At 56.7% G+C, this 24,542-nt stretch carries 19 protein-coding genes and 1 pseudogene; 14 read left to right on the top strand and 6 right to left on the bottom strand.

Translation table 11 applies throughout. The features are described 5' to 3' along the window. The 5 genes and pseudogenes from IB266_RS05835 to IB266_RS31060 all read left to right on the top strand — a co-directional run bounded on the left by IB266_RS05835 (position 1) and on the right by IB266_RS31060 (position 6,142). Complete coding sequence (locus tag IB266_RS05835; protein ID WP_013692819.1) at positions 1–777, top strand: SDR family oxidoreductase; 777 nt, start codon at positions 1–3, stop codon at positions 775–777. Positions 778–888: 111 nt separating this feature from the next. Further along, positions 889–2,223: an NAD(P)-dependent oxidoreductase gene (locus IB266_RS05830; protein WP_060743013.1), complete on the top strand. Its 1,335-nt coding sequence runs from the start codon at positions 889–891 to the stop codon at positions 2,221–2,223. A gap of 423 nt (positions 2,224–2,646) precedes the next feature. Continuing rightward, the gene (locus IB266_RS05825; protein ID WP_060743014.1) at positions 2,647–4,017 is read left to right on the top strand and encodes an MFS transporter; all 1,371 of its coding nucleotides are present in this window, start codon (positions 2,647–2,649) and stop codon (positions 4,015–4,017) included. Positions 4,018–4,177: 160 nt separating this feature from the next. Continuing rightward, a pseudogene (locus IB266_RS31065) lies at positions 4,178–5,287 on the top strand (sensor histidine kinase); the annotation flags it as partial. Between the two features lie 87 nt (positions 5,288–5,374). Then, positions 5,375–6,142 carry a methyl-accepting chemotaxis protein gene (locus IB266_RS31060; protein WP_374005037.1) on the top strand — a complete coding sequence of 256 codons (768 nt, stop codon included), beginning with the start codon at positions 5,375–5,377 and terminating at the stop codon, positions 6,140–6,142. Positions 6,143–6,263: 121 nt separating this feature from the next. On the opposite strand, the gene IB266_RS05815 is transcribed toward IB266_RS31060, so the two are convergent. From IB266_RS05815 to IB266_RS05790, 6 genes are all read right to left on the bottom strand, one after another. Beyond that, positions 6,264–7,016 (bottom strand): IclR family transcriptional regulator, encoded by a 753-nt coding sequence (locus IB266_RS05815; RefSeq protein ID WP_060743254.1) that lies wholly within the window; start codon positions 7,014–7,016, stop codon positions 6,264–6,266. A 193-nt stretch (positions 7,017–7,209) separates the two neighbouring features. Continuing rightward, entirely contained in the window at positions 7,210–8,142 is a 933-nt protein-coding gene (locus tag IB266_RS05810; protein WP_013692814.1) for a LysR family transcriptional regulator, read from the bottom strand. 55 nt (positions 8,143–8,197) lie between these two features. Then, on the bottom strand, positions 8,198–8,992 hold the full coding sequence (locus tag IB266_RS05805) for an enoyl-CoA hydratase/isomerase family protein (RefSeq protein WP_060743255.1): 795 nt from the start codon (positions 8,990–8,992) through the stop codon (positions 8,198–8,200). Between the two features lie 63 nt (positions 8,993–9,055). Beyond that, positions 9,056–9,793, bottom strand: coding sequence for an enoyl-CoA hydratase/isomerase family protein (locus tag IB266_RS05800; RefSeq protein ID WP_060743016.1), 738 nt, complete (start codon positions 9,791–9,793; stop codon positions 9,056–9,058). Positions 9,794–9,842: 49 nt separating this feature from the next. Beyond that, positions 9,843–10,883, bottom strand: a complete 1,041-nt coding sequence (locus IB266_RS05795; protein WP_060743017.1) for a CDP-6-deoxy-delta-3,4-glucoseen reductase — start codon at positions 10,881–10,883, stop codon at positions 9,843–9,845. A gap of 68 nt (positions 10,884–10,951) precedes the next feature. Beyond that, complete coding sequence (locus IB266_RS05790; RefSeq protein ID WP_060743018.1) at positions 10,952–13,066, bottom strand: acetate--CoA ligase family protein; 2,115 nt, start codon at positions 13,064–13,066, stop codon at positions 10,952–10,954. A 554-nt stretch (positions 13,067–13,620) separates the two neighbouring features. On the opposite strand from IB266_RS05790, the gene IB266_RS05785 reads away from it, so the two are divergent. The 9 genes from IB266_RS05785 to pqqC all read left to right on the top strand — a co-directional run. Beyond that, on the top strand, positions 13,621–14,178 hold the full coding sequence (locus IB266_RS05785; RefSeq protein WP_013692809.1) for a hypothetical protein: 558 nt from the start codon (positions 13,621–13,623) through the stop codon (positions 14,176–14,178). A 144-nt stretch (positions 14,179–14,322) separates the two neighbouring features. Then, entirely contained in the window at positions 14,323–15,564 is a 1,242-nt protein-coding gene (locus tag IB266_RS05780; RefSeq protein ID WP_203225771.1) for an SMP-30/gluconolactonase/LRE family protein, read from the top strand. A gap of 58 nt (positions 15,565–15,622) precedes the next feature. Next, positions 15,623–18,058 carry a pyrroloquinoline quinone-dependent dehydrogenase gene (locus IB266_RS05775; protein WP_060743019.1) on the top strand — a complete coding sequence of 812 codons (2,436 nt, stop codon included), beginning with the start codon at positions 15,623–15,625 and terminating at the stop codon, positions 18,056–18,058. A 323-nt stretch (positions 18,059–18,381) separates the two neighbouring features. Further along, on the top strand, positions 18,382–19,836 hold the full coding sequence (tcuA, locus tag IB266_RS05770) for an FAD-dependent tricarballylate dehydrogenase TcuA (RefSeq protein ID WP_060743020.1): 1,455 nt from the start codon (positions 18,382–18,384) through the stop codon (positions 19,834–19,836). Then, the gene (gene tcuB / locus IB266_RS05765) at positions 19,823–20,980 is read left to right on the top strand and encodes a tricarballylate utilization 4Fe-4S protein TcuB (RefSeq protein WP_060743021.1); all 1,158 of its coding nucleotides are present in this window, start codon (positions 19,823–19,825) and stop codon (positions 20,978–20,980) included. The genes tcuA and tcuB overlap by 14 nt, the downstream gene beginning before the upstream one ends. Before the next feature lie 322 nt (positions 20,981–21,302). Beyond that, a complete protein-coding gene (locus IB266_RS05760; protein ID WP_060743022.1) occupies positions 21,303–22,631 on the top strand; it encodes a carbohydrate porin in 1,329 nt (442 codons plus the stop codon). 333 nt (positions 22,632–22,964) lie between these two features. Beyond that, positions 22,965–23,039: a pyrroloquinoline quinone precursor peptide PqqA gene (pqqA, locus tag IB266_RS05755; protein ID WP_020295432.1), complete on the top strand. Its 75-nt coding sequence runs from the start codon at positions 22,965–22,967 to the stop codon at positions 23,037–23,039. 72 nt (positions 23,040–23,111) lie between these two features. Continuing rightward, a complete protein-coding gene (pqqB, locus tag IB266_RS05750) occupies positions 23,112–24,023 on the top strand; it encodes a pyrroloquinoline quinone biosynthesis protein PqqB (RefSeq protein ID WP_060743024.1) in 912 nt (303 codons plus the stop codon). Positions 24,024–24,034: 11 nt separating this feature from the next. After that, positions 24,035–24,542 (top strand): pyrroloquinoline-quinone synthase PqqC (gene pqqC / locus IB266_RS05745; RefSeq protein ID WP_192260531.1); only part of this gene is annotated, 508 nt, incomplete at its 3' end.

The raw sequence follows: 24,542 nt of genomic DNA, 5'->3' as shown, positions 1-24,542 counted from the left end.
ATGGACCTGAAGATCAACGGAAAAGTGGCAGTCATAACCGCCGCCAGCGCAGGTTTAGGCAAGAACATTGCTCACGCACTGGCGGCCGAGGGCGTTCACGTGGTGCTGTTTGCACGCTCGGCGGACAAACTGGCCGCCCTCGCCCAGGAAATAACGGCAAAGCACGGCGTGCGTGCAGTCGCCATTGCCGGCGACATGCGCGTCGCCGCTGACGTAAAGCGCCTCGCCGACACGGTGAACGCCACATTCAACGGCACCGACATCCTCGTCCTGAACACGGGACGAGCCCCCAATCCGCTGCGGGCGACGCTCGACGAAACTGAAGAGGAACGGTGGCAAGAGGCCTATCAAAATCAACTCTGGGGAACCATCCAGGTAGCCAAGGAAATGGTTCCTCAGATGCTCAAGAAGCAATGGGGTCGCGTCATCGCCATTACCTCGGCATCAGTAAAGCAACCCATGCCGCACCATAGCCTTTCAACCGTTTTTCGCGCCGGCGTTACCGCGTACATGAAACATCTCGCGAACGAAGTGGGCTCTTGCGGCATCACTGTCAATTGCGTAGCACCGGCGTTGATCGACACATCGCACCGCACCGGCACCGCCGCGTACACCCCGGAGCAGGCAGAGGCGCGCCGCAAACTTACGCCGCTCGGCCGCATGGGGGAGCAAGACGAGGTCTGTGGCGTGGTCGCGTTTCTCGCATCCACACAGGCGGGTTTCATCACTGGATCGAGCATCAGCGTTGATGGCGGCATGATCGGTTCATTGCTTTAGCATTCAGGCAATATGCTCTCATCCCCCCCCCAAGAACAATAAAATTATCTGCACCATTCCCCCTATACGTCGCATGCGTCGGTTGAATGGTCACAAGAGAGGCGACAGGCAATGAAAATCGGATACATCGGGCTCGGCGCCCTCGGCAGTCAACTCGCTCGTCGATTCCTGTCTCACTCGTTATGCGTGTGGGATATCAACACGGCTGCCGTCGACACGTTCAAGAAACTGGGCGCCGATGTCGCGCCTACGGCGGCCGACCTGGCTCGCCGGTGTGACGTCATATTCCTGTGCCTGCCACGCAGTTCGGACGTCAGGTCTGCGCTGTTCGGTCCAAACGGCCTCGCGGCCGGATTGGTGCCGGGGACGCTGATCATTGATCAAACAAGTGGTATCCCGGGCGAGACCAGACGTATGGCCGAAGAACTGGCCGAACGCGGTATCGACATGATGGATGCTGCGGTGTCTGCCAGCCCCCTGGTCGTTGCCGAAGGCAAAGCCACCCTGATGGTTGCGGGCCCGGATACGGTTTACGAGCGCGCCCTCCCCGTTTTACAAGTTATCACCCAAACGATTTATCGTTGTGGCGAAAGGGTCGGCGACGGTCAAGCCATGAAAATGGTCAACAACGCCATGAATGCTGGCTGCCGACTCGGGACCCTTGAAGTCGTGGCCATGGGCAAAAAAGCCGGCCTGTCACTGCCCCTGATGGCGGACGTGTTGAACCGCAACAAAGCGCGAAATCAAACCACGGATAGAATGCTACCCGCGCTTGCCCAGGGAAAACCCTCCACCAATTTCGCCCTCGCATTGATGCTCAAAGACGTCGATCAAGCCGTCGCGCTGGGAATGTCCAGGGATGTCCCAATGCCGCTAACCGCTCTGGTCAGGGCATTGTTGCAAATCGGAACCAACACCCTGGGGCCAATTGCGCAGCTCGAAGACATGGTCGGGCTCATCGAAAGCATGGCGGCGACAAAACTGTACGACGGCGACGCCGTGAAGCTGACCACGGATGGCGCCCCTCAAGCGTGCCCTGAAGGTGACGCCATCGAGTTGGTCACAGGTGCGATCGCATCGCTATGCAGCGCGATTACTTATGAATGCACGGCGGCAGGCCTGCGATATGGGTTGGCATTGGAAGACATGGCACAGGTCCTGGAAAAGACATCGGGATGGAGTGAATCCTCTCGCTCTATTTATACCCAATTGTTATCCAGTCACGCCCTGGACAACACGGCACTCTCGAGCGAAAAAACCATCCTCAAAGCGGCCTGTTTGCGCGGCAATGATCTTGGAGCTCCCATGTTGATCGCCAATGCTGCACGAAGCCTCTTCGAGCAAGCGGATCATCAGATCAGCGATCCAGTCCCGATAAAAGACTTGAGCACGTTCTACAGCTCTATTTCCGCGGTTCAGTTCAAGCCCTCCTCCAACTGCAATTGATTGGCGGCTCACGAATAGTGAGCGTGGAATCGATCGAGGTCTATATGAAAACCAAAGTCTGTCCCGATGGGGCGGTAAGCCAGCGGCACCTTCTGCAGGAAACAAGCCCACGCTCGGCTACCTGCCTGGTCCGGCAAACCTCGCCAACCTATTAACAAATAGTGAACGCGTATTGCTTTTAAACCCCAGCAACACGCGTCTTTCTAACATAACCTTCGTTAGCGGATTGCGTCATCGCAGAAACGCTTTTCACAAACATTACGCTCGCTGACCACCAAGATTCATCTGGCGAAAATGCAATATTGATCCACGCCTCGAACATCTCTAAGGCCTGATGGCGAAGCAACACTGTTTCATCCTGCAGTCTTGATGCATCAGCTTTGCATCAACTAATAAAAACCATCCTGTCACAGGAGAAGACGCATGACGAAGACGAAAACGACCAGCTCTCGGCGATCGCTAGCCGCTGGCGCTATCGGGAACTTCGGTGAGATCTACGATTTCGCTGTATTCGGGTTCTCAATACCCATTTTATCCGTTCATTTTTTTCCCGGCTCAGATCGAACTGCCGCGCTTCTGAGCACGTTCGCAGTCTATGCAGTGGCCTTCGTAGCCCGCCCCCTGGGTGGCTTGATGTTTGGCTATCTGGCGGACCGCCTTGGCCGTATCAGGGTCATGGCGATGACCGTTTGGCTCATGGCACTAGGCACCGCGATCATCGGGCTGCTTCCGACCTATGCAACCATCGGGATCGCCGCACCGTTACTGCTGTTGCTCTGTCGAATCGCACAAGGCTTGGCACTGGGTGGCGAAACGACCGGCTCGACCAGCTACATCGTCGAGTCGGCACCGGAAAACCGCAGAGGATACTGGCTTGGCTTCACGCTGATTTTCTCTCACCTGCCCAACGCCGTCGTGGCCGGTTTGGTCGTCGCACTCCAGCTTGGAGCGGGGGATCAAGCGTATTCAGACTGGGCGTGGCGCATCCCTTTCCTTCTTGGAGGCATTATCGGAGTTGTCGGGTTCTGGTTGCGCCGCAACATCGATGAGCCTGAAGAGTACAAGCAAGCCCGCCAGGCCAGTAAAGCCAGCAAAATCAAGAAAAATCCGCTGATCGCGGCCATTCGCTGCGGTGGATTGAGGGGTATGTTGCACGTGTTCATGGTCCAACCGGTTTTTTCGGTAGGGGCTTACCTATTGCTCGGCTTTATGTACACCTTTCTAATTGAGGTCGGGAAGCTGGATTCCACCTCGGCTTTGATCTCAAACGCCATCGCCGTCATCGTACTTTCAGCCCTACTTCCGTTAGGAGGTTTATTGAGCGATCGGTTTGGCCGCAAGCGAGTACTGACATTTGGTGCGGCATGGATAGCGCTCTCGGCATATCCGGCCATGTACTTGGCTGCCTCGGGTTCCTTCGCTAGCGCTGTGGCCGGGCAAACACTCCTCGCTGCCGGATTGGGGATTTATGGGGCAGCCAGCTTTGTGGCCGCAGCGGAATTTTTCCCGACATCGTTCCGTGCAACCGGACACGCGATTTCCTATCAGACAAGTGTCGCGATGTTCGGCGGAACGTGCCCATTGATCGCTGCGTACCTGTCCCAGGCGTTTGGCTCCCCGCTGGCGCCGGCCTTTTACGTCACGTTGATTGCCGTGCTCTGTCTGATCACAACTCAGTTTGTTCCTGAGACTCGTGGAGTAAACCTGCGCACCTCGGTGGGCAACAAGACAAGCAACAAGGCGAGTGAATTGCCGCAGCCCCAGAAAGCAATGCGGCAAGAGCTTTCTACATAACCCTTTTTGCAGTCAACTGATCGCTGAGCGGCTCAAGATGTGCGCGGACTGAAAACAGTCCGCCTCATCGGCTGAGCCGCCGAACATATCGCACCCGAACAGGATCGGTTGTAAAGGCGACTACCGCTCCAAATTGGCCGTTTGCCCGTCCTCCCTGTTTATGGGCTTAACTATGAAAATAAAAAACAAGCTTGTGCTGACGTTCGTATTGGTCGCGTTTATACCCGTGAGCTTGGTCGCAGTGATTTCGGTGACTAACACACGAACGCTGGCAGTTGATCAGTTTATGGATGGCAGTACGCGGGAAATACGTCAGATCGATGGCAACATTCGCCAGTTTTTCGACGCCAGCCAGCAAAATGTCGATCAAATGGCAACCGATCCAGTTTATGTATCGGTTGGCGCGCTGAAGAACTACCAGACCGGCGATGCCGCCAGCCGACCATTGCCTCCTGCGGCCCAGCAACTGATCGAAAGGTTTGCGCATTACGGTGCGGCCCACCCGTCCGCGGCGATTCTCTCCATCGGCCTGGAGGACGGCTCCTATGCCAAATGGCCAGATGATCCTCAGCTGGCCAACTACGATCCGCGTTCACGCCCTTGGTATAAAGCGGCGATGGCGAGCCCTGGAAAAACCGTACGAACACCCGCTTTTTATCCAGCCTATGATTACGGTAAGGAAGATGCAGCACTGGTGGGGACAGCCAGGGCAATGATCACGAGCGATGGCATCGTCAAAGGTGTGTTAGCCGTGAACGTGTCTTTGAAAAACCTCACAGAGCTGGTCAAAAGTATCAAGCTTGGCGAAAGCGGCTACGTGATGTTGATCGAGGACGGAATCGTACTGGTAGACCCCCGCGACACGACGCATAGCTTCAAGCCGCTCAAGGACCTGGGCGCGGCCTATGCAAAGTTGGCCACCATCCCGCAGGGATCAACCGAGGTTGAACTCAATGGGATCCCTTACATGGCCAACGTCTGGACGTCGCCTGATCTTGGCTGGCGCTATATCGGCTTGATCGAACGTAGTGAAGTCATGAGCGCGGCCACTCGCATGACCTACCTCACCACCCTCATCGTGGGAGGGTTGACAGTCATTTTTGCCTTGGTCGCCGTGGCATTTTCCAAGTCCATCGTCAAACCCATCAGCCAGGTCAGCACCGGACTGCAATCGATCGCACAGGGCGAGGGAGATCTGCGTCGCGAACTAGAGTTTCAGGGTAACGATGAAACCGCTGAACTGGCAGGCTGGTTCAATAAGTTTCTCAGCGCCATACGTCAGTTGATCCAACACATCGGCGCCGCATCGAGCAATCTGCAAAATGCCTCGAGGGTTAACAGCGAGGTAGCCAACAACATGAACGAGGCCGCCGGGAGACAGCGCGAAGCGGTGGAGTTGGTGTCGACCGCGTTCAACGAGATGGTCGCAACCGCCAATGAGGTGGCCCGTTCATGCAGCGGCGCAGCAGAGTCCGCCGAGAATGGACATCGCCGCGTGGCGGAGGGCAAGCAGCAGATCGAGATCACCACGGACAACGTGAATCGCCTGGGACGCCGTCTGACCGAGTCGTCGCAGTCCATGACAGAGCTCGAAGCCGGCAGTCGCAGCATCAACCAGATCCTTGGCACCATTCGCGCCATTGCCGAGCAAACCAATCTGCTGGCCCTGAACGCAGCCATTGAAGCCGCCAGGGCGGGCGATCAAGGCCGAGGATTTGCAGTGGTGGCAGATGAAGTCAGAGCACTGGCCAAGCGCACATCCGATTCGACCGGCGAAATCGAGCAACTGCTCGGCGCACTAGGCAGCAAGACCCAGGAGGTCATGGGCAAAATGGGTAGCTGCCTGGAGCTCTCGCACGCCAGCGTATCGTCCATCGAGAGCACTCGAGACAGCTTTGAAGGCATCCAATTGTCGGTCAATGAAATAAGGGATCAAAACCTGCAGATATCCGCCGCTGCTGAAGAGCAGCATAGCGTGGCCGAAGAGATCAATCGGCATATCCAGCAGATTTATGACGAGGCTCGGCTGGTGGAGAGCTTGGCCAACTCTGCACAAGATGACTCCGGCAAGTTGTCGAGTCTGTCAGATGAACTGAACGGTCTGGTGGGGCGCTTCAAATCGTGAACCGTCGTCGTTCGCCTGGAAGTCCCAACTGGTCCATTCGCATGGAAGTGACCAGCGGAGCGTTTCGTTCTCGCGATGAGCCGCTGTCAAGACATCCAGGCTTGAGGCCAGGCGCACATCATCAGTCGGATGTAGGGGCGGGCAAGGCCACCTCTCCACCGAATTGTCGCGATATGACTTCGGCACCCTTGATCGCCAATTCGATAAACTCCTTTTCATTCATGTTCATTCGGACAGTCGGTGCCCCCACCGACAAGCAATAGTGCACTTCTTGATTGACGTCCTTGATGGGTACCGAGATCGCCGAGATGCCTAACAGCCGTTCGCCATGGGAAACGGCATAACCCTGCTCCCGGATCATGGCGAACTCTTCAAGCACCGCGCCATTGGTGCGCTTCGTCGCTTTGGCAACATTTTTGACTAACGGGGTGAGCTGGGCTTTGGGCATATAGGCCATCAAGACCTTTGAAGCAGACCCTACCAACAAGGGAATCTGTTCACCCGCCTGGACCACCGCGCGCAACGGTGCCGAGCTGGTAGTGACCGAGTCGAGACAGACTCGATTGCGATCACTCACCGCATGAATGGAGACTGTTTCTTCAGTCTGCTCAGCGAGTTCTTGCAATACGGGTCGAGCGATCTCACGAATACCCAGGGTACTTTTTACCAGGCCAGCCAAGCGCGTGAACCGGAAGGACAAGCAATATTGCTGCTCGAGACGTACCAGGTAGCCAGCCTTTTCAAGACTCTGGACAATACGAAACGTCGTCGACTTCGGTAGCTCGATACGGTCTGCAATGTCTTGAAGCGTAAGGCTGCTGCGGTCTGAACTAAAGCTTTCGAAAACTGCCAAGATACGTTGCACAGAGCGCATCATTCTTGAAAAACCCCATCAAAATCGTTGATCGTAACGATCCTCCTCGACACGAAATGCTTCATTCGCCAACAAACGAGAATCAGTCTCAAAATAACATACTAGCATGACGCTATTTCACTCGCCAACTTCAGTTCCACCCACCGAACTTGAGAACGGAGGCACATCGCGACGGCTGGCGAACGCGCCTTGTTCAGTCGGGCACCGTTACCAGCTGCGTGCCCAGCCAACGTTTATCCGAAACCAACGTACGAACGACGTCAGCCAAAACAACACGTGCTGCCAAACCCGCCGGCGACAACTCATCGTCCGACAAACTGGCGACTTGATTCAAGCGGGTAAAATTGAACTCGGAAATGGGTACCGTATCGAAACGGTCTTTATCATGCCTTGCAAGTGCCGCGCTAGGTTGCACCGTCATCCCCAAGCCCGCCCCCACCGCGTCCATGAGTATCGCAAGCCCGTCGATTTCCGCGATGACGTTCATCGTGCAGCCTTCTCTTTCAAAAGCATTGTTTATCAGCGCCCTGAGGCCGTGCGTACTGCCGGGCAATATAAGGGGGACGTTGGAAAGCTCACTGATTGACAGCGATTCACTCTTGCGGACCAGGGAAAAGTCAGCTGCGGAAATAGCGAAAAGACGTTCATTTACCAGCGGTTGAGTGCTGAATCTGCGCCCATGATCAGCGCCAAACAATATCGCAAGATCGATCTGTCTAGCACTCAGCATCCGCTCCAGGTTGCCCGATAACGCCTCGACAATACGAAGGGAAATATCCGGGTATCGCTCTCGCATCGCCTCCATGAACGGCAGTGCAACGACGCCTGAGGTGGATGGAGCCAATCCCACCGTGACATGCCCGGCGAACCGTCCAGTCCGGGCCGCGTGGGCCGCATCCTCTGCGTTGCGCAATACCAGTTGTGCTCGATGCCAGAATGCCAATCCGGCGCTGGTGGGCTGCACGCCGCTCTTCTTTCTTAGCAGCAACCGAACGGACAGTTCATTCTCCAGTCGACTGATTTGTTGACTGAGGGCCGAGGTGACAACATCGAGTTCAAGCGCTGCTCGCCCCATGCTTCCACACTCAACTACCCGGACAAAGTAGCGCAGTTGACGCAGTTCCATCGGACACCTCCACTATCACAACGATGCCTGGACCGGTCGGTCCAGGCACGACACGCTATTTGCCGATAAAACGCGGTTTCCTTTTTTCCTTGTAAGCTTTGATGGCCTCCTTGTAATCATCCGTGGATTGCACCACGGCCATCTGCGCAGCCACCGACTCCAAGCTCGTCCGCAAATCAGTCCGCAGCGATTGGTATAGCAGCTTCTTTATGCTGCGTTGCTGGATGGGAGGGCCATCCGCCAGGCGTGTAGCAAAATCCAGCGTTTGCTGCATGAGTTCGTCATCACTGAATACTCGGTTGACGATGCCTAATGCCAACGCCTCCTCAGCACTGACGAAATCGCCCGTCCATAATAATTCCAGGGCTTTCGCGGTACCGACTATGCGCGGCAGCAAATAGCAGCCACCATTTCCAGGGATCAGGCCAACACGAATATAAGCCTCAGCAAATCGAGCCGACTCTGATGCGAAACGCATATCACACTGCAACGAAAGATCCATGCCCGCCCCCACCGCCGCGCCGTTTACCGCCGCGATGAGTGGCTTTTCAAAGTTCTCGATCGCTAATGCCACCTGGTGGGTGACTTTTTGCAATCTGATTTTACGCTCGAGCGGCGTTGGATCCCCCTCTGCGCTTTCGGCGGCCCGACGGCCCAGGTCGCCTCCGGAGCAGAATGCATCACCGGCACCGGTAATGACGAAACAACCGATGTCATCATTTTCATCGGCAGCCAGCAATGCAGTGCGAAGCGAATCCAGCATGCTCTCGCTCAAGGCGTTCTTTTTTTCGGGCCGGTTTAGCTTGGCTACCATCACCCGGCCAACGGTACTGACTTCTAGATCAGACATCATATTCCCTCAGTTCGATATGGACACGCCGCCCGTGCAAAACCACACTCGTTGCCCGCTGCGCTATTGCTCGGCCTGAGCCAGTGCACGGTGTCGTGCATGCTCGTCCCGAGCCTGCAACAATGCAGCTCTCAGCGAACGATTGAGCCACCGCTTGTTTTCGGCAAACGTGCGCGGGTTCTTTGCCCCCAACGCCTGCCCCAGCGCCGAAGCTTTCAAATGGAGTTCGTCTCGCAGGGCTACCTCGCGGACCAGCCCTCTCGCCAATGCTTCGGTAGCCTTCATCGCCCTGCCACTCTGAATCAGATCAAGCGCCAAAGCGCGTCCGCCGATGACCTCTAAAATGTTTGCACCCGAGAAGGTGGCGATACCCAAATCAATTTCGGGCAGCGACAGTTTCGCGGTATCGACGGCGACACAGGCATCCGCCAAGAGCGCAAGCATCGCGCCACCTCCCGTCGCGGTACCATTGAGCACTGTGACAACTGGCTTGGGGCAGTCCATCACGGCGTCCTGTAGCGCCGCCAACGCCAACGACCTTCGTTCACGCTGGCGTGCCGTATCACCATCCGCCGGTTGTTCACGAATATCGACCCCTGCGCAGAACACGCGCTCACCAGACCCGGTCAACATCACCGCGTTTATCTGCGGGTCATCAGTGGCCGCCTGCAGTGCAGCCGTCATACGCTCCATCATATCCACCGTCATCGCATTCGCCTTAGCGGCACGATTAAGAGTGATCCACAGGAGCGACTCATGTCGCTCAACCGTCAACTCGCTGGCTAGTTCATCCACGGACATCTTCCTCTACGTGCTTGTTTTTATTTCATCGAGACACACGACCCGAGTTCTACTGGGGAGTCTTTTGTCCCGACACAAACATGTCCGCGAAAAACTCTTCCTCGGGGAGTTTGCGTAAGGCCACAAAATCCTGCCTTGCCGATTGCACGACGACGGGCGCTCCACAGGCATAGACCTGATGCTGGGAAAGATCCTCGTAATCTTCCATGACTGCACGGTGAACAAAGCCGACCCGACCTTCCCATAGGTCGTCGGGGTGCGCTTCTGACAGGACAGGTATGAACGTGACGTTGTGACTTTTCGTCCAAGCCTCGGCAACGGAACTCAAATACAGATCCGAGGCCCTTCGCCCGCCCCAATAGAGCGTTATTTCACGACTCGATGCTTTTTCAAGTTCGCGCTCAATCATGGCTTTGATCGGTGCGAACCCTGTGCCGCTGGCAACGAAGACCATTGGTTTGTTACTGTCTTCACGCACAAAAAAAGTACCTAGCGGGCCTTCAAGGCGCACCAGGTCGTTTTCTTTCATGACATTGAAAACGTGTTGGCTAAACGGGCCACCGTAATTCCTGAGATGCAATTCCAACACGTTGTCGTCGGGCACGTTTGCCAGCGACAAACTGCGACGAATACCGCCTGGCATCACCACGTTGATGTATTGCCCAGGCAAAAACCTGAAAGACTCCTTGGCAGGAAGGCGCAGGCGAATTCTCATCACATCCTCGGCCAGGCGCTCGAGACGATCGACACGGGAAACAAGCCGACGAATAGGGATGTCTTGTGTTGCTTCCACCACCTCGCAGGCGATCGTCAATGCGGTTAAAGCCTTTGCCTGGCACAGGAGCGCGTATCCCTGCTGCCGGTCCTCGTTGGAAAGTATCGCCATGCTGGACTCCGCATGATCGACCACCCCGTCGAGTACTTTGGCCCGACAGGTTCCGCAGATGCCATTTTGACAACTGTAGGGCAGTTGACACCCGCTTTTGAGGGCGGCAGCAAGTATCGTATCGTCTTGCTGCACCTCGAACGTGCGGTCGATAGGCTTCACATTGACCCGATGCGTCAATGTGGCGGACAGGCTGTCATTCATAGCGATTCACCCCTTTACAGAATGTTTTGTACATTGCTCTTCCTCGCGACAAGCTTGGGGGCGGTTCATTAACCGCGCACAATCAAGGCGTCCGCGGCAATCACACCGTGGGGCAATACAAACATTGGATTGATGTCGATTTCGGCTATATCGCTGCGCTGCTGCCAGGCAAATTGCGATAACGCCACCAACGCGCGGGCAACAGCATCGACGTCAAGGGGAGGCGCGCCCCGAACCCCGTTCATGATCACGCTGCATTGCAATTCATCGAGCATTTCCATAGCGGTTGGCAGGCCGAAAGGGGCGATTCGACACGCGGAATCCTTCAGTACTTCCGCATAAATCCCACCTGCGCCGACTACCACCACTGGGCCAAATGAAGGATCCTTGACCACCCCGGCAATCAGTTCGAAGCCACCTGTCACCATCTCGGAAACGAGGACACCTTCAATGTGGGCGGCAGGCACATGCCGTTGCGCGCTGGCTAACACCTGCTCGATCGCTGACTCCAGCTCCTGGGCTGTCCGAATGCCGACCTTTACGCCGCCTATTTCGGTTTTGTGCGCAATGTCCGCAGAGACAATCTTGACGACTAGGGGCGCTTTGACTTTGTCGAACAGCGCAGTGTCAAAACCCTTCACGATCAGGTCGGTTGTGACGGGGATACCGATGGAACGCAGCATTTCCTTGGACTCGACCTCGGACAACGATGCCCGACTGCCAACGGCGGTGCTAAGCGGTACAGAAGCTCGCTCTACTTTGAGCCCCTCATCCTCTTGCATCTGCAAAATGCGCGATTGAGTCCGCTTGAATCGCATCAGCATTGCGATAGCTTTGGCGGCTCGCGACGGCGAAGGCAACACCGGAATTCCCGCATCAGCGAATACACGCAGCGCCTCTGCAACCTGAACGCTGGGGGCTGAGGAAAAAACCAGGATCGGCTTCGACGCCGACGCGGCAATTCGGGCCAATACCTGGGCTGCCGCCAGGCTGCCAGAGGCGCCTGTGGTTGCCAGGTTAATGCAAAGCGATCCTACGGCGGGGTCTTCAAGCGTCGCGCTTACAGCGGCTTCCAACTTCTGCGCATTGGCCGCTGAAAAATACCCTGCGGTAAGGTCGATTGGATTATGGACGGCCCCGATGTTAGGCACGACCGCCAGCAGCTTTTGCTGGGTATCGTTACCAAGTTCACACAAGGTCAGACCTTCAGGCTCACCCGCATCTGCGAATACGATCGCAGACCCGCCTGATACCCCCATCACCGCGACACCCCCATTGTCCGGGTATTTTTTGCTTTCCAATGCCTTGAGGAAATCCACTGCTTCATGGATCTCTCTGATCTCGACGATCCCCGTTTGCTTGAACAGGGCACGATAGAAATCATAGACACCCGTCATGCTGGCGGTATGCGATGCGGCCGCTAGTGCGCCCTGCTCGGTGACGCCCCCCTTCCACAGCAGGATCGGCTTGCCGCGCGCCGTAGCCTTGCGGCCGATTTCCAACAGCGCACGACCGTCATTGGTTCCCTCGATATAGGCGACGATGGTGTGTGTCTCGTCATCATCAAGCAGCGCCTCAATGAGCTGTACCGTGTTGACATCGCTTTCGTTGCCCGTCGCGATGACATGCCGGAAACCAATACCGGCTTCGGCACATGCAAGGGCGATGCTGTAGCCGAATCCCCCACTCTGCGTCACCAGCGATACCGACCCTTTCTCGAGTTTCGGTTCACGCGTAATGCTACCGAATGCGGCGTAGACACGAGAATGGATGTTGGCAAAACCGAGGCAGTTGGGCCCGATAATACGCATGCCCGCCGCCCGGGCAATCGCGAGCATTTTCTCCTCCCGGAGAATCCCTTCCGGACCGCTCTCTCGAAAGCCACCGCTCAGAACCACCGCAAAAGGAACCTTCTTCTGCGCACTCGATTCCAGCACGGCTAAAACACCCTGCGCAGGAACGCCAACCACTACGAGGTCGACGTCGCCTTCGATATCGGCAACGGACCCATAGCACTTCAAACCTTCAAAGGTTTCGTATTTGGGATTCACCGGATAGATCGCACCGGTGTATCCATTGCTCATCAGAGCTCTTACGGCCTGAGAGCCGGGACGTCCCGCATCCTCCGACACGCCTACAACCGCAATCGAACGTGGTTCAAGCAAGTTTTTGTAATTATTCATATCGGTACTGAAGCCCTTGATCGCTATCGAAAATCGGGAGACGAGGTAAAGAGATGCAGTCGTTTCTCTGCTCTCCCCAAAAGCAGAGCTGCCACGGTGCACTGTCGTCCGCAGCCAGCCGAAAGTCAATTATTTTTGGAATTGGTTCCAATGAATGAAACCTAAAACACCCTTTTACACAAGCTTGAACCGGCGCTAACCCAGCACGCGTCTGTTACGCACAAGTTCCACTCATTGAAACTTGTGCTAATTATCAAAACACATGCTAGTATGATTTTGCGTCGACCGAGGGCAGCTACGGCCTCGTATGGACGGTTGATTTGTCCTGCATACATGCAGATTCAATAGGAGCATTGGTGATGATTTACACGCGCAGTGGGGCAGACGCCCTTGCAAACCGGAGCGTTATCGTTTCGCCCGGTACCGGAAACCAGCATTGGGGAACGACCTTCTTTGGCCCGCGGAGCTCTCAAGCGCGGGCCCCAGGCCCTCAGGCGACAATGTCTGAACTCAGAGCACACGAAGCAGTAGTGCCCCATTTCCACGGGGTGTCGATGTTTCAGTTGTTCATCGCTGGCAGTGGCACACTGGGTAATCGCGGGCAGGTACTTGAGCCGCTCACCGTCCAGTTCAAAGACCATCACACGGCTTACGGGCCGATCGTGGCGGGTCCGCAAGGGCTGTCCTTCGTCGCCATGCGGATGTACACCGGAAACTCCCAACCGGTCTATTTGAGTGAGCCTGGCTACCGGGAACAACTGCGTCCCAGCAAACGCCGGCACCTGACGTCCGAGCCCATCAAGTTCTCCATTGCCCCTGTGATGCAGGCCCGCGAAGAAGCGAGTTGGGAACTGCTTTTTGAAGATGAGGCAGATGGCCTGCGCGCTCAGGTATTACGATTGGGCGCTGGTATGAAGGTGGACGGTCCGCCCCCTGGTATTGCGTCGGGTTATTACGTTTTCGTCGGAAACGGCAGCGTGCTGCATGGCGAAGAGGAGCTTCCTCTCTGGTCCATGATCGTCGTGGAATCAACTGAGGAAAAGTTCGAGATCCAAGCAGGTGACCAAGGTGCCGAGGTTCTCGTGCTCCAGTACCCCCGGGAAGAGATTTGAAGTAGGGGTTCCCTCCGGCGAACTGACATTCGCTGGTCGTGTGCCCAACCTTAACGCGTAAGAAACACAGCTTCACCCTATCAAACAATAAACAAGTCTACGCCCCTGAGGGGGAGTAAAAGGCTTTGCACAATGGAGTTCGTTATGAGCATTGGCGTAACGTTCAATTTCAAAAGGCTGGTCGCGCCGATATCCGGCGCGCCCCCCAGCCGGCTATTCGCTACGACCGCTTTACCCACGCTGACACAACTCGACATGCCTGCACCGCACACAGCGATAAACGCGACAAGCATCCATGTCTGTAGGAAACGTTCGGATAGAAAAAGCACCAGTGCTCATGGAGCGCTCAAAAAACTCCAGCTCCGCAGCCTGCTGGCCTGTCTGGCCCTTGGCGCCGCCAGCGTCGCTACAGGCGCATATGCCGGGCCACTCCCCCCCTCTTCAGCATTGGCCTACGACAAGCAGACCCAAGGCCCAGTACCCATCCCGGTATCGGAACGAGGCCTTCCAACGGTTACTGCTCAAACCTGGTTCAAAGCATCCAACGAAGGACGGATACTGGAAGGCGCCATATTTGACCGCGAGGGCAACCTGCTTTTCTGTGATGTTTCGGGTAAACGCGTACTTCGCCTCTCGCCGACCAAACAGCTTTCAATCGTAGCCACGATAGAGAACCTCTCCCCTGGCGGACTGGCATTTCATCCCGACGGACGTCTGTTCATCGCGGCTCTCGATCTGAACCGCAACCTCGGCGCGATTTTCGCGGTCAAACCCGATGGCACGGGAATGCAAACCATCATCGCGCAAGACACCGGATTCATGCCCAATGACTTGGCGTTCAACAAACAGGGTGGTTTCTACTTCAGTGATTTCAAAGGTATCTCGACCGAGCCAAAGGGCGGGATCTATTACGTTTCTCCCGATCTTTCGCCTCCCGTTGTCGTCTTGCCGCATCTCTCGATGGCCAACGGCGTTACGCTAAGTCCAGACGGAAAAACGCTGTGGGCAACCGAATTTGGCCGCAACCTTCTGCATCGCATCGACCTGGCCAACGCTACTACCATCGCCACCATCAGTTCGTCCATCCCCTACCGTTTCACGGGGCCCTCCCCCGATTCGATGCGGGTCGACGCCGATGGCAATGTCTATGTGGCGATCTATGGGCAAGGTCGTGTAATGGTCTTTAACCAGATCGGTATCCCGATTGGCCAGGTGCTGCTGCCGGGGCGCGAACAAGGGCACAATCTGCTATCGACTAGCCTCGCAATTGATCCCCATACGAACACCTTGTACTCCGTCACCAGTGATGGAGATAAGGGGCAAGGAGCGACAATATTCCACGCCAAGGTGTTTACCCATGGCTTGCCGCCGGCGTCATTCAAATGAGCCGTCTCAATGTTTGTTCCCCACACGTGTGTCCTATTGATCACATGGAGAAACCCCTATGACCCCTATTGGCGCAGAGCCTGACTCTTTGAATGCCAAGCGCGATACGACAAAAGCCTCGCGATGGGTATGTCGTATCTTTGCCATTGTATTACTGATGCTTGGGCTGGCCCTTTCCATTGGCGGTATCATCTTGGTTGCGGACGCAGGTTCTGCGTACTACCTGATTACCGGGCTGGCCTTCATCACAAGCGCTGTACTTCTCTGGCGCGGCGATGCGCGAGGGATTTGGGTCTATGCCGCAATGCTGGTCTGGACCACGGCCTGGAGTTTGTGGGAGGTGGGTTTTAACGGCTGGCAACTGGCGCCGCGGCTCATTGGTCCGTTTGTTCTCGGCGCAGTACTTCTGCTACCGCATTTCACCCGACTCAAGCCAGCGCCGAGCACCCGGAAACTTCCACGCGGCTGGCCATCGTTTGCCGGCGGTCTGGTCGCTGCAATTGCTTTGGGGAGCGTCAGCCACGCTTTCGGACCCGATGCCCCGGACTTTCCGATGTTGAGACGCGGCGTGCAATCGCAGGCGCCAGCGAAACTACCTCAACCACTGGCCAACAACGAGCGTACCGACTGGCAAGCCTACGGCAATGACCAGGGCGGGACCCGCTTCAGTCCGCTTGCAGACATAGACACAACCAACGTCTCGAAACTGGTCAAAGTCTGGGAAGCCGACATGGCGCCAGTGAACGGCGATCTCAACGCGATCGAAGGCACCCCCATCATGATGGGTAGCTCCCTGTACGCGTGTGATGGCAATAACGGTATCCATGCATTCGATGCGGAAACCGGCAAAGAATTGTGGCGCCGCGACATTTCCAACGGCGTACCGCAGTCGGGCAAACCTTGTCGGGGTGTGGCGTACTACAAAGTGCCTGACGCCAATGGGTTTTGCTCAGAGCGCATCTACGCCCCCAGCCACAACCCCACGCTGGTGGCACTGGATGCGAAAACCGGTGAGTATTGCCCTGGGTTTGGTAACAACGGCGCAGTCGATCTGACAAAGGGCGTCGCACCTTACCCCCATGGCTTGTTCTATGTCAGCTCGGCACCGCAAGTCATCCGCGGCAAGATTGTCGTCGGTGGCGGCATTCCCGACGGGCAATACTGGGGTGGTCCGTCCGGCGTTATCAGGGCGTTTGATGCAGTAACAGGCGAACTCGCCTGGGCCTTTGATGCCGGCGCGCCAAATCGCCTCGGCCTGCCACCTGAAGGACAGTATTACACGCCTTCCACGCCCAACAGCTGGGCCCCGATCAGCGCGGATGAGAAGCTCGGTCTTGTCTATTTGCCAGTGGGCAACGCGACACCTGATGCTTACGGTGGGCAGCGCCGTCCCTATGACGAGGACATCTCCAGTGCGGTGATCGCTCTCGACGCGGAGACTGGTCGACTGCGCTGGAAATTTCAGGCCACGCACCATGACATCTGGGATTATGACGTCGCTTCTCAGCCCACTCTGTTGAATTGGCCTACCGCAAAGGGCATGCGGCCAGCACTGATCCAACCAACCAAGCGCGGCGAGATTTTCGTGCTCGACCGCGAGACTGGCGAGCCGATCAAGGCGGTGGAAGAACAGCCTGTGCCTCAGCGTGATATTGCTAAAGGCGAATGGCTGTCCCCTACCCAACCTGCCTCTGTCGAGCTCCCTGCTTTCAGGGGGCCTCAACTGCGCGAAAAAGACATGTGGGGGGCGACGCCGATCGACCAGATGGTTTGCCGGATCATGTTCAAACAATCGCGCTACGAGGGCCAGTTCACGCCCATCACGCTCGACAAAAATGTCTTGATCGATCCCGGTTCAATGGGGGGTGTGAACTGGAATGGCATCTCGCTGGACGTTGATCGTGGGCTGATGATCGTCAACTGGACTCAGGTCCCTGACCGAATCGAGTTGGTCACACGCGAAGAAGCAACGCAACGCAATTTCAGGATTGCACCGGGTCTGGACGCAGGGGGACAAGCCGAGCAGCCTATGCTTGACACGCCCTACGGTGCTTATCGGGTCAACTTCCTTTCGCAGCTTGGCATTCCTTGCAATGCGCCGCCTTGGGGCCTGATTGGCGCTGTTGATCTTGTCAGTGGCAAGCTCATCTGGTCCAAGCCATTTGGCTCACCGCGTGACATTGGCCCGTTCGGTCTGCCGACCCTGGTCTCCATCCCAATCGGTACACCGACCGCCGGTGGCGCCGTGACGACACGTGGCGGCCTGGTATTTATCGGTGGTGCAGCAGAGCATACGTTCCGTGCCTTGGATGCCGCCACCGGCCGGGAGCTGTGGAGCAGCCGCCTGGCCACCAGCGCCAATGCCACACCCATGACCTACCGCAGTCCTGTGAGCGGAAGGCAATTTGTGGTGGTCGCCGAAGGTGGGCGCCCGCATTATCGTACGAAGCCTGGTTCGAAGCTGGTTGCCTTTGCAATTCCAGACAGCAAGTGATCGCTGCTGACAATAGCTGATCGACTAAGGAGCCAGGCCATCGCGACCTGTCTCCAAAGTCTTGGACAGGGCAAATTTGCCTGCCTCTGAAATGGGTCTATATCCATTTCAGTATCAAAACGCCCGGTGCATTAGCATCGGGCGTTTTGTATTTCAGGGAGAGTGGTAACGCCTGCCACATATCCCCCTGCACAGAAACATCACCCTTCACTAAAACTGAAGCCCTCACCTCTAAATCCGCCTTTCGCCGCGATGAGCCCATCCCTATGGTTAATCCACTGGCCGGCAGTCACTTCGCCCTGCCAGTGAATCGAGGAGATACGATGGTCGACGTTCTGGTGATAGGTGGCGGCAACGCTGCGTTATGTGCCGCATTGATGGCACGAGAGGCTGGCGCCAGCGTGATGCTGCTGGAAGGCTCGCCGAAAGTCTGGCGCGGCGGAAATTCGCAGCACACGCGCAACCTGCGCTGCATGCACGATGCGCCTCAGGATGTGCTGGTCGATGCCTATCCCGAAGAAGAATATTGGCAAGATCTGCTTAAAGTCACCGGTGGTCTTACCAACGAGAAACTGGCGCGCATCGCCATTCGCGCATCGTCATCTTGCCGTGATTGGATGCGTTCACATGGTGTGCACTTTCAGCCGCCCTTGTCGGGTGCTCTTCATGTGGCTCGCACCAACGCGTTTTTCATGGGCGGCGGCAAGGCATTGGTCAATGCCTACTTTCGCAGCGCCGAACGCCTGGGCGTGAAGATCCGTTATGACGCTCAAGTCACCGACATAGAACTGGAAAACGGTGCTTTCGTCGCAGCTCACCTGGCCGAACGCATGATAGGTGGACAGCGATTCCCAGCGGAACGTATCGAAGCACGCGCTTGCGTCCTGGCGGCTGGCGGGTTTGAGTCCAACCGTGAATGGTTACGGGAGGCTTGGGGCCAAAACGAGCGTGGTGAATGGCCATCGGACAACTTTCTGATCCGCGGCACTCGCTTCAATACCGGTGTGTTGTTGCGACGAATGCTCGATCTTGGCGCCGATGCAGTTGGCGACCCGACCCAGGCACATATGGTTGCCATCGACGCCCGGGCTCCGCTTTACGACGGAGGTATATGTACCCGCATCGACTGCGTGTCCCTGGGCGTGGTTGTCAACCGCGATGGCGAACGGTTTTACGATGAGGGTGAGGATTTCTGGCCCAAGCGTTATGCGATTTGGGGCCGTCTGGTTGCAGGACAACCCAACCAGCAGGCCTACTCGATTATCGACCAACAGGCGCTTGGCCGCTTCATGCCGCCGGTGTTCCCCGGAACCACAGCCCGGACGTTGCCAGAACTTGCTCGCCTGTTGAACTTGCCGCAAACGCAGTTCGTTAAAACCATCGAAGACTACAACAACGCTTGCCATGTCGGCACGTTCGACCACACCACGCTCGACGACTGCCATACCGAAGGGCTTATTCCCGCCAAGACTCACTGGGCAAGGCCGCTCACCAAACCACCCTACTACGCCTACCCCCTCAAGCCAGGTGTCACCTTTACCTATCTCGGCTTGGCGACCGACGAAACGGCCGCCGTGCACTTTGATGGCAAGGCCAGCCCGAACCTGTTTGTCGCCGGAGAAATGATGGCTGGCAACGTACTAGGCAAGGGTTATACCGCGGGTATTGGCATGGCCATCGGTACCGCCTTCGGACGAATCGCCGGCGTACAGGCCGCGCTTTGTGCGGGGTTTGGCCTTTCTCCTGTGAAATCGGAGCTTCAACATGCAGCTGTTTGATCCCCAGGTATCCAGTCAACTGATCCCGGTCCTCAACCTGCAGGAAACCGAAGTCGGACGGCAGATGACCATTTGCAATGCCTGCCGCTATTGCGAAGGTTTCTGTGCCGTATTCCCCGCAATGACCCGGCATCTGGAATTCGGTCAGGCCGACATTCACTACCTGGCGAACCTTTGCCACAACTGCGGCGCATGCCTGTCAGCCTGCCAATACGCTGCCCCGCACGAATTTGCCGTCAACGTGCCCAAAGCCATGGCTAAGGTACGTCTGGAAACCTACACCAATTACGCCTGGCCGCAGCCACTGGGCAAATTGTACCAACGCAACGGCCTTACCTTGGCACTGGCTTCAGGCGCGGGGTTGGCGCTGTTCCTATCGCTGACCTTGATGATCATGGGCAACCTGTTCATTGCCATGCCAGACGGTAACTTCTACAAGATCTTTCCACACAACACGTTGGCACTGATGTTCAGTGCGGTGTTCGGTTTCGCCGTGTTGGCCCTAGGCATCGGCGTGCGTCGATTCTGGCGCGAAATCTCACCCGCCGAGGCACCGCTGCCGTTGAAAGCCAGTGCAGCACTGGAGGCCGGCGCCAACGTCGCACAACTCAAGTACCTGGACGGCGGACATGGGGAAGGCTGCAACAACGCTGACGACGAATTCACCCTCTGGCGCCGCCGCTTTCATCACCTCACTTTCTACGGGTTCATGTTGTGCTTCGCAGCCACGGGCGTTGCCACCCTTTATCACTTTTTGCTGGATTGGTCGGCGCCGTACCCGATTTTGAGCCTGCCGGTATTGCTCGGCATTTTCGGTGGTGTAGGTCTGTTGATCGGCCCGGCAGGTTTGCTCTGGATGAATTTGCGGCGTAACCCGCAACAGGGTGATGAGAACCAGAAACCCATGGACCGTGGCTTCATCGCGCTCTTGTTCCTGGTCAGCGCCAGCGGCCTGGCATTGCTTGCCGGGCGCGAAACCAGTGCGTTGGGCCTGTTGCTTGCGATCCATCTGGGCCTGGTCATGGCGTTCTTCCTGACCATGCCCTACAGCAAATTCGCCCACGGCATATTCCGCAGCGCTGCGTTGCTGAAATACACCATTGAAAAACGCCAACCCAACCCGATCAGTGCGGGCGGCGAATGACAGGTGTTTTTCAAGAGCGCGCCGACGGCATCCTCGGCGCCGTTAAGTTGAAAGTAACCTTCATGAGAATCACAAGGAGAGTTTTACAGATGCTCAAATAAATTACCGAGACATTTCTCAAGAACAGACGTGACATGACTTAGGTCCCGTCTTCTCATCAACTTACCGTGTGTCACGTCAAGCTCGACGCGTCCACAAAAAATCCAGTAGAGCTTCGCTGGGATCAACCGTTGCAGACATTCTTTAATGCTCTTCCGAGCGGAAGACCAACCTGAAGATGTGTTCGATTATCTGACTAATAAAAACAAAAGCAGAGATTATCATGACCACTCATTTGAACTGCAACACGCTTAATACTTCCATCGCATTGCTGCTGCTTTGCGGAGCGGCCAACAGTCATGCACAAGAAGCCTTCAGTCCCGAATCCCCTTGGATGTTGGGAGACTGGGGCGGCCTACGCACAGAATTGCTGGAAAAAGGTTATACCTTTAACGTGCTCTACACGGGCGACGCAGCGACGAATCTTGCTGGTGGCTACGATTCGCACACCACGGCGCGGTATACCGACCAACTTGCGCTGATGAGCAATTTTGACCTTGAGAAAATACTTGGCTGGGAAGATGCTGATTTTCAATTCACCATATCGGATCGTAACGGGCGCAATCTAACCAACGATGTACTCACCGATCCTCGTGTGGGAGGCATCAGTCAGGTTCAAGAGGTATACGGGCGCGGCCAGACCTGGCGACTTACGCAACTCTGGTATCGTCAAAAGTTCTTTGACGGCGGGCTGGATATCAAACTGGGTCGCATGAATTTTGGCGAGGACTTCGGCAGCTTCCCCTGCAAATTCCAGAACTTGGCATTTTGCGGCGCGCAGCCTGGTAACTGGGCCGGCGATATCATTTATAACTGGCCAATCACTCAATGGGCGGGCCGTGTAAAGGTCGCATTGAGCGATAACACTTATGCGCAGATCGGTGCGTACGAACAAAACCCTTCCTACCTGGAAATAGGTAACGGCTTCAAACTCAGCGGCAGCGGCAATGAGGGTACCTTGGTACCTGTCGAGCTGGTCCATACCACGTCGCTGGGAGCCGGACGGCTGCCAGGGGAATATCGCGTAGGGGCGTATTACAGCAGCCGTGACGCAAACGACGTCAACACAGAAGAAAACGGCATAGCAAAATCCCGCGACAGTAAACACGGCGCATGGATTGCCGGGCAACAACAAGTCTGGAAAGATCCGGACTTCGCTGCTCGCGGGCTGACGGTGTTTGCCTATGCCACCGTGCATGACAAAGCCACCAATATGATCGATCGCTATGCGCAAGTAGGCGCTTACTACACGGCCCCCTTCAAATCTCGCCCGAATGACGAGATCGGCGTCGCCATCGCCAGTCTCCATGTGAATAACCGTTTCACAGATCGTCAGCAGCAACTGAACGACCGGGCGGGGGTGAGCGATTACGACGACCCTCGCTACACACCGACACAAAGCTCAGAAACCAACATGGAAATTTACTATGGCTTCGGCGTGACCAAGTGGCTGACCGTGCGCCCCAACCTGCAATTTGTAGGCAATCCTGGCGGAGTCAGCGAGGTCAGGGATGCATGGGTGGCCGGTTTGAAATTCGAGACCAGTCTGTAAGAGGCTCTTCCTATGCAATTTATTTTCAGCCTGAATTCGCACAAACACGGGAGACTACGACAATGACGTTTTGCAGCCTACAGAATCGAGTTCAACTGCTCACGAAGTGCGTCGCCGCCCTGGCCTCTAAATTGTCGAGTCACTCGTTCTCGTACTTGGAGCAATTTCCCGAAGCCGTCCTGTTGTCCGATCGTCCGGCAGCACAAGACGAGGTATAACAGCCGAAACACGGCGCCGTAGGTTGGGCGCGCCTTGGAACGCTGCAAAATGATCCCAACCAAACTCAGAAATATGTACCTGACAAACGTCTCATCACTTGATAGGAGTACTTTCATGTCTTGGTCCAAACCTGCTTACACCGACCTGCGTATCGGTTTTGAAGTCACCATGTACTTCGCAAACCGTTAAGTTTGTATCTGATGGACAGCGCCTCGGCCTGCCGAGGCGCTTTATTTTAAGTTCCAGAATGATGGAGCAGCCATGTTCGTCCAGATTCTAGGTTCCGCGGCCGGTGGCGGTTTCCCCCAGTGGAACTGCAACTGCGCCAATTGCGCAGGTTTTCGCAACGGCAGCCTGCGGGCCCAGGCGCGCACTCAGTCATCCATCGCGATTTCCGATGACGGTGTGAGTTGGGTGCTGTGCAACGCCTCTCCGGACATTCGCGCCCAGCTTCAGAGTTTCGCCCCTATGCAGCCGGGCCGAGCCCTGCGGGACACCGGCATTGGCGCGATCATCCTGATGGACAGTCAGATCGACCACACCACGGGCCTGCTCAGCCTGCGGGAAGGGTGCCCGCATCAGGTCTGGTGCACCGACATGGTCCATGAAGACCTGAGCACCGGTTTCCCGCTGTTCAACATGCTGACCCACTGGAACGGCGGGCTGAGCTGGAACCGTATCGAACTCGACCAGTCTTTCACCGTCCCGACCTGCCCGAACCTGCGCTTCACCCCGTTGCCATTGCGCAGCGCCGCGCCGCCCTATTCACCGCACCGCGTCGATCCGCACCCCGGCGATACCATCGGGTTGATCGTCGAAGACCTGCGCACCGACGGCAAACTGTTCTACGCCCCCGGCCTGGGCAAGGTCGATGGGCCATTGCTGGAGATCATGGCCGGCAGCGATTGCCTGCTGGTGGACGGCACGATGTGGAACGACGATGAAATGCAGCGCCGTGGCGTTGGCACCCGCACCGGCCGGGAAATGGGCCACCTGGCGCAGAATGGTCCCGGCGGGATGCTGGAAGTGCTGGAGCAACTGCCCAATCAGCGCAAGGTCCTTATCCATATCAACAACACCAACCCGATCCTCGATGAAGACTCCGCCGAGCGGGCCGAGCTGGTGCGGCGCAATGTCGAAGTGGCTTACGACGGCATGAGTATTGAACTGTAGGAGCAACCGAAATGACTGACACCCCCCTGTCCCCCGCCGAGTTCGAAGCGGCCCTGCGTGCCAAGGGCGCGTATTACCACATCCATCACCCGTATCACGTGGCGATGTATGAAGGCCGCGCCACTCGCGAGCAGATTCAGGGCTGGGTCGCGAACCGTTTCTACTATCAGGTGAATATCCCGCTCAAGGACGCCGCGATCCTGGCCAACTGCCCAGACCGGGAAATCCGTCGCGAGTGGATCCAGCGCCTGCTCGACCATGACGGCGCGCCCGGCGAAGACGGCGGCATCGAAGCCTGGCTGCGGCTGGGCCAGGCGGTGGGCCTGGACCCCGACCAACTGCGCTCCCAGGAACTGGTGTTGCCAGGGGTGCGCTTCGCGGTGGACGCCTATGTCAACTTCGCCCGCCGGGCCAGTTGGCAAGAGGCCGCCAGCAGCTCGCTGACCGAACTGTTCGCCCCGCAGATCCACCAGTCGCGCCTGGACAGTTGGCCCCAGCATTACCCGTGGATCGACCCGG

It is taken from the genome of Pseudomonas sp. Pdm06 (assembly GCF_014851795.1).
Lineage (GTDB): Bacteria > Pseudomonadota > Gammaproteobacteria > Pseudomonadales > Pseudomonadaceae > Aquipseudomonas > Aquipseudomonas fluorescens_AA.
This window is presented reverse-complemented; position numbering and strand designations above follow the sequence as displayed.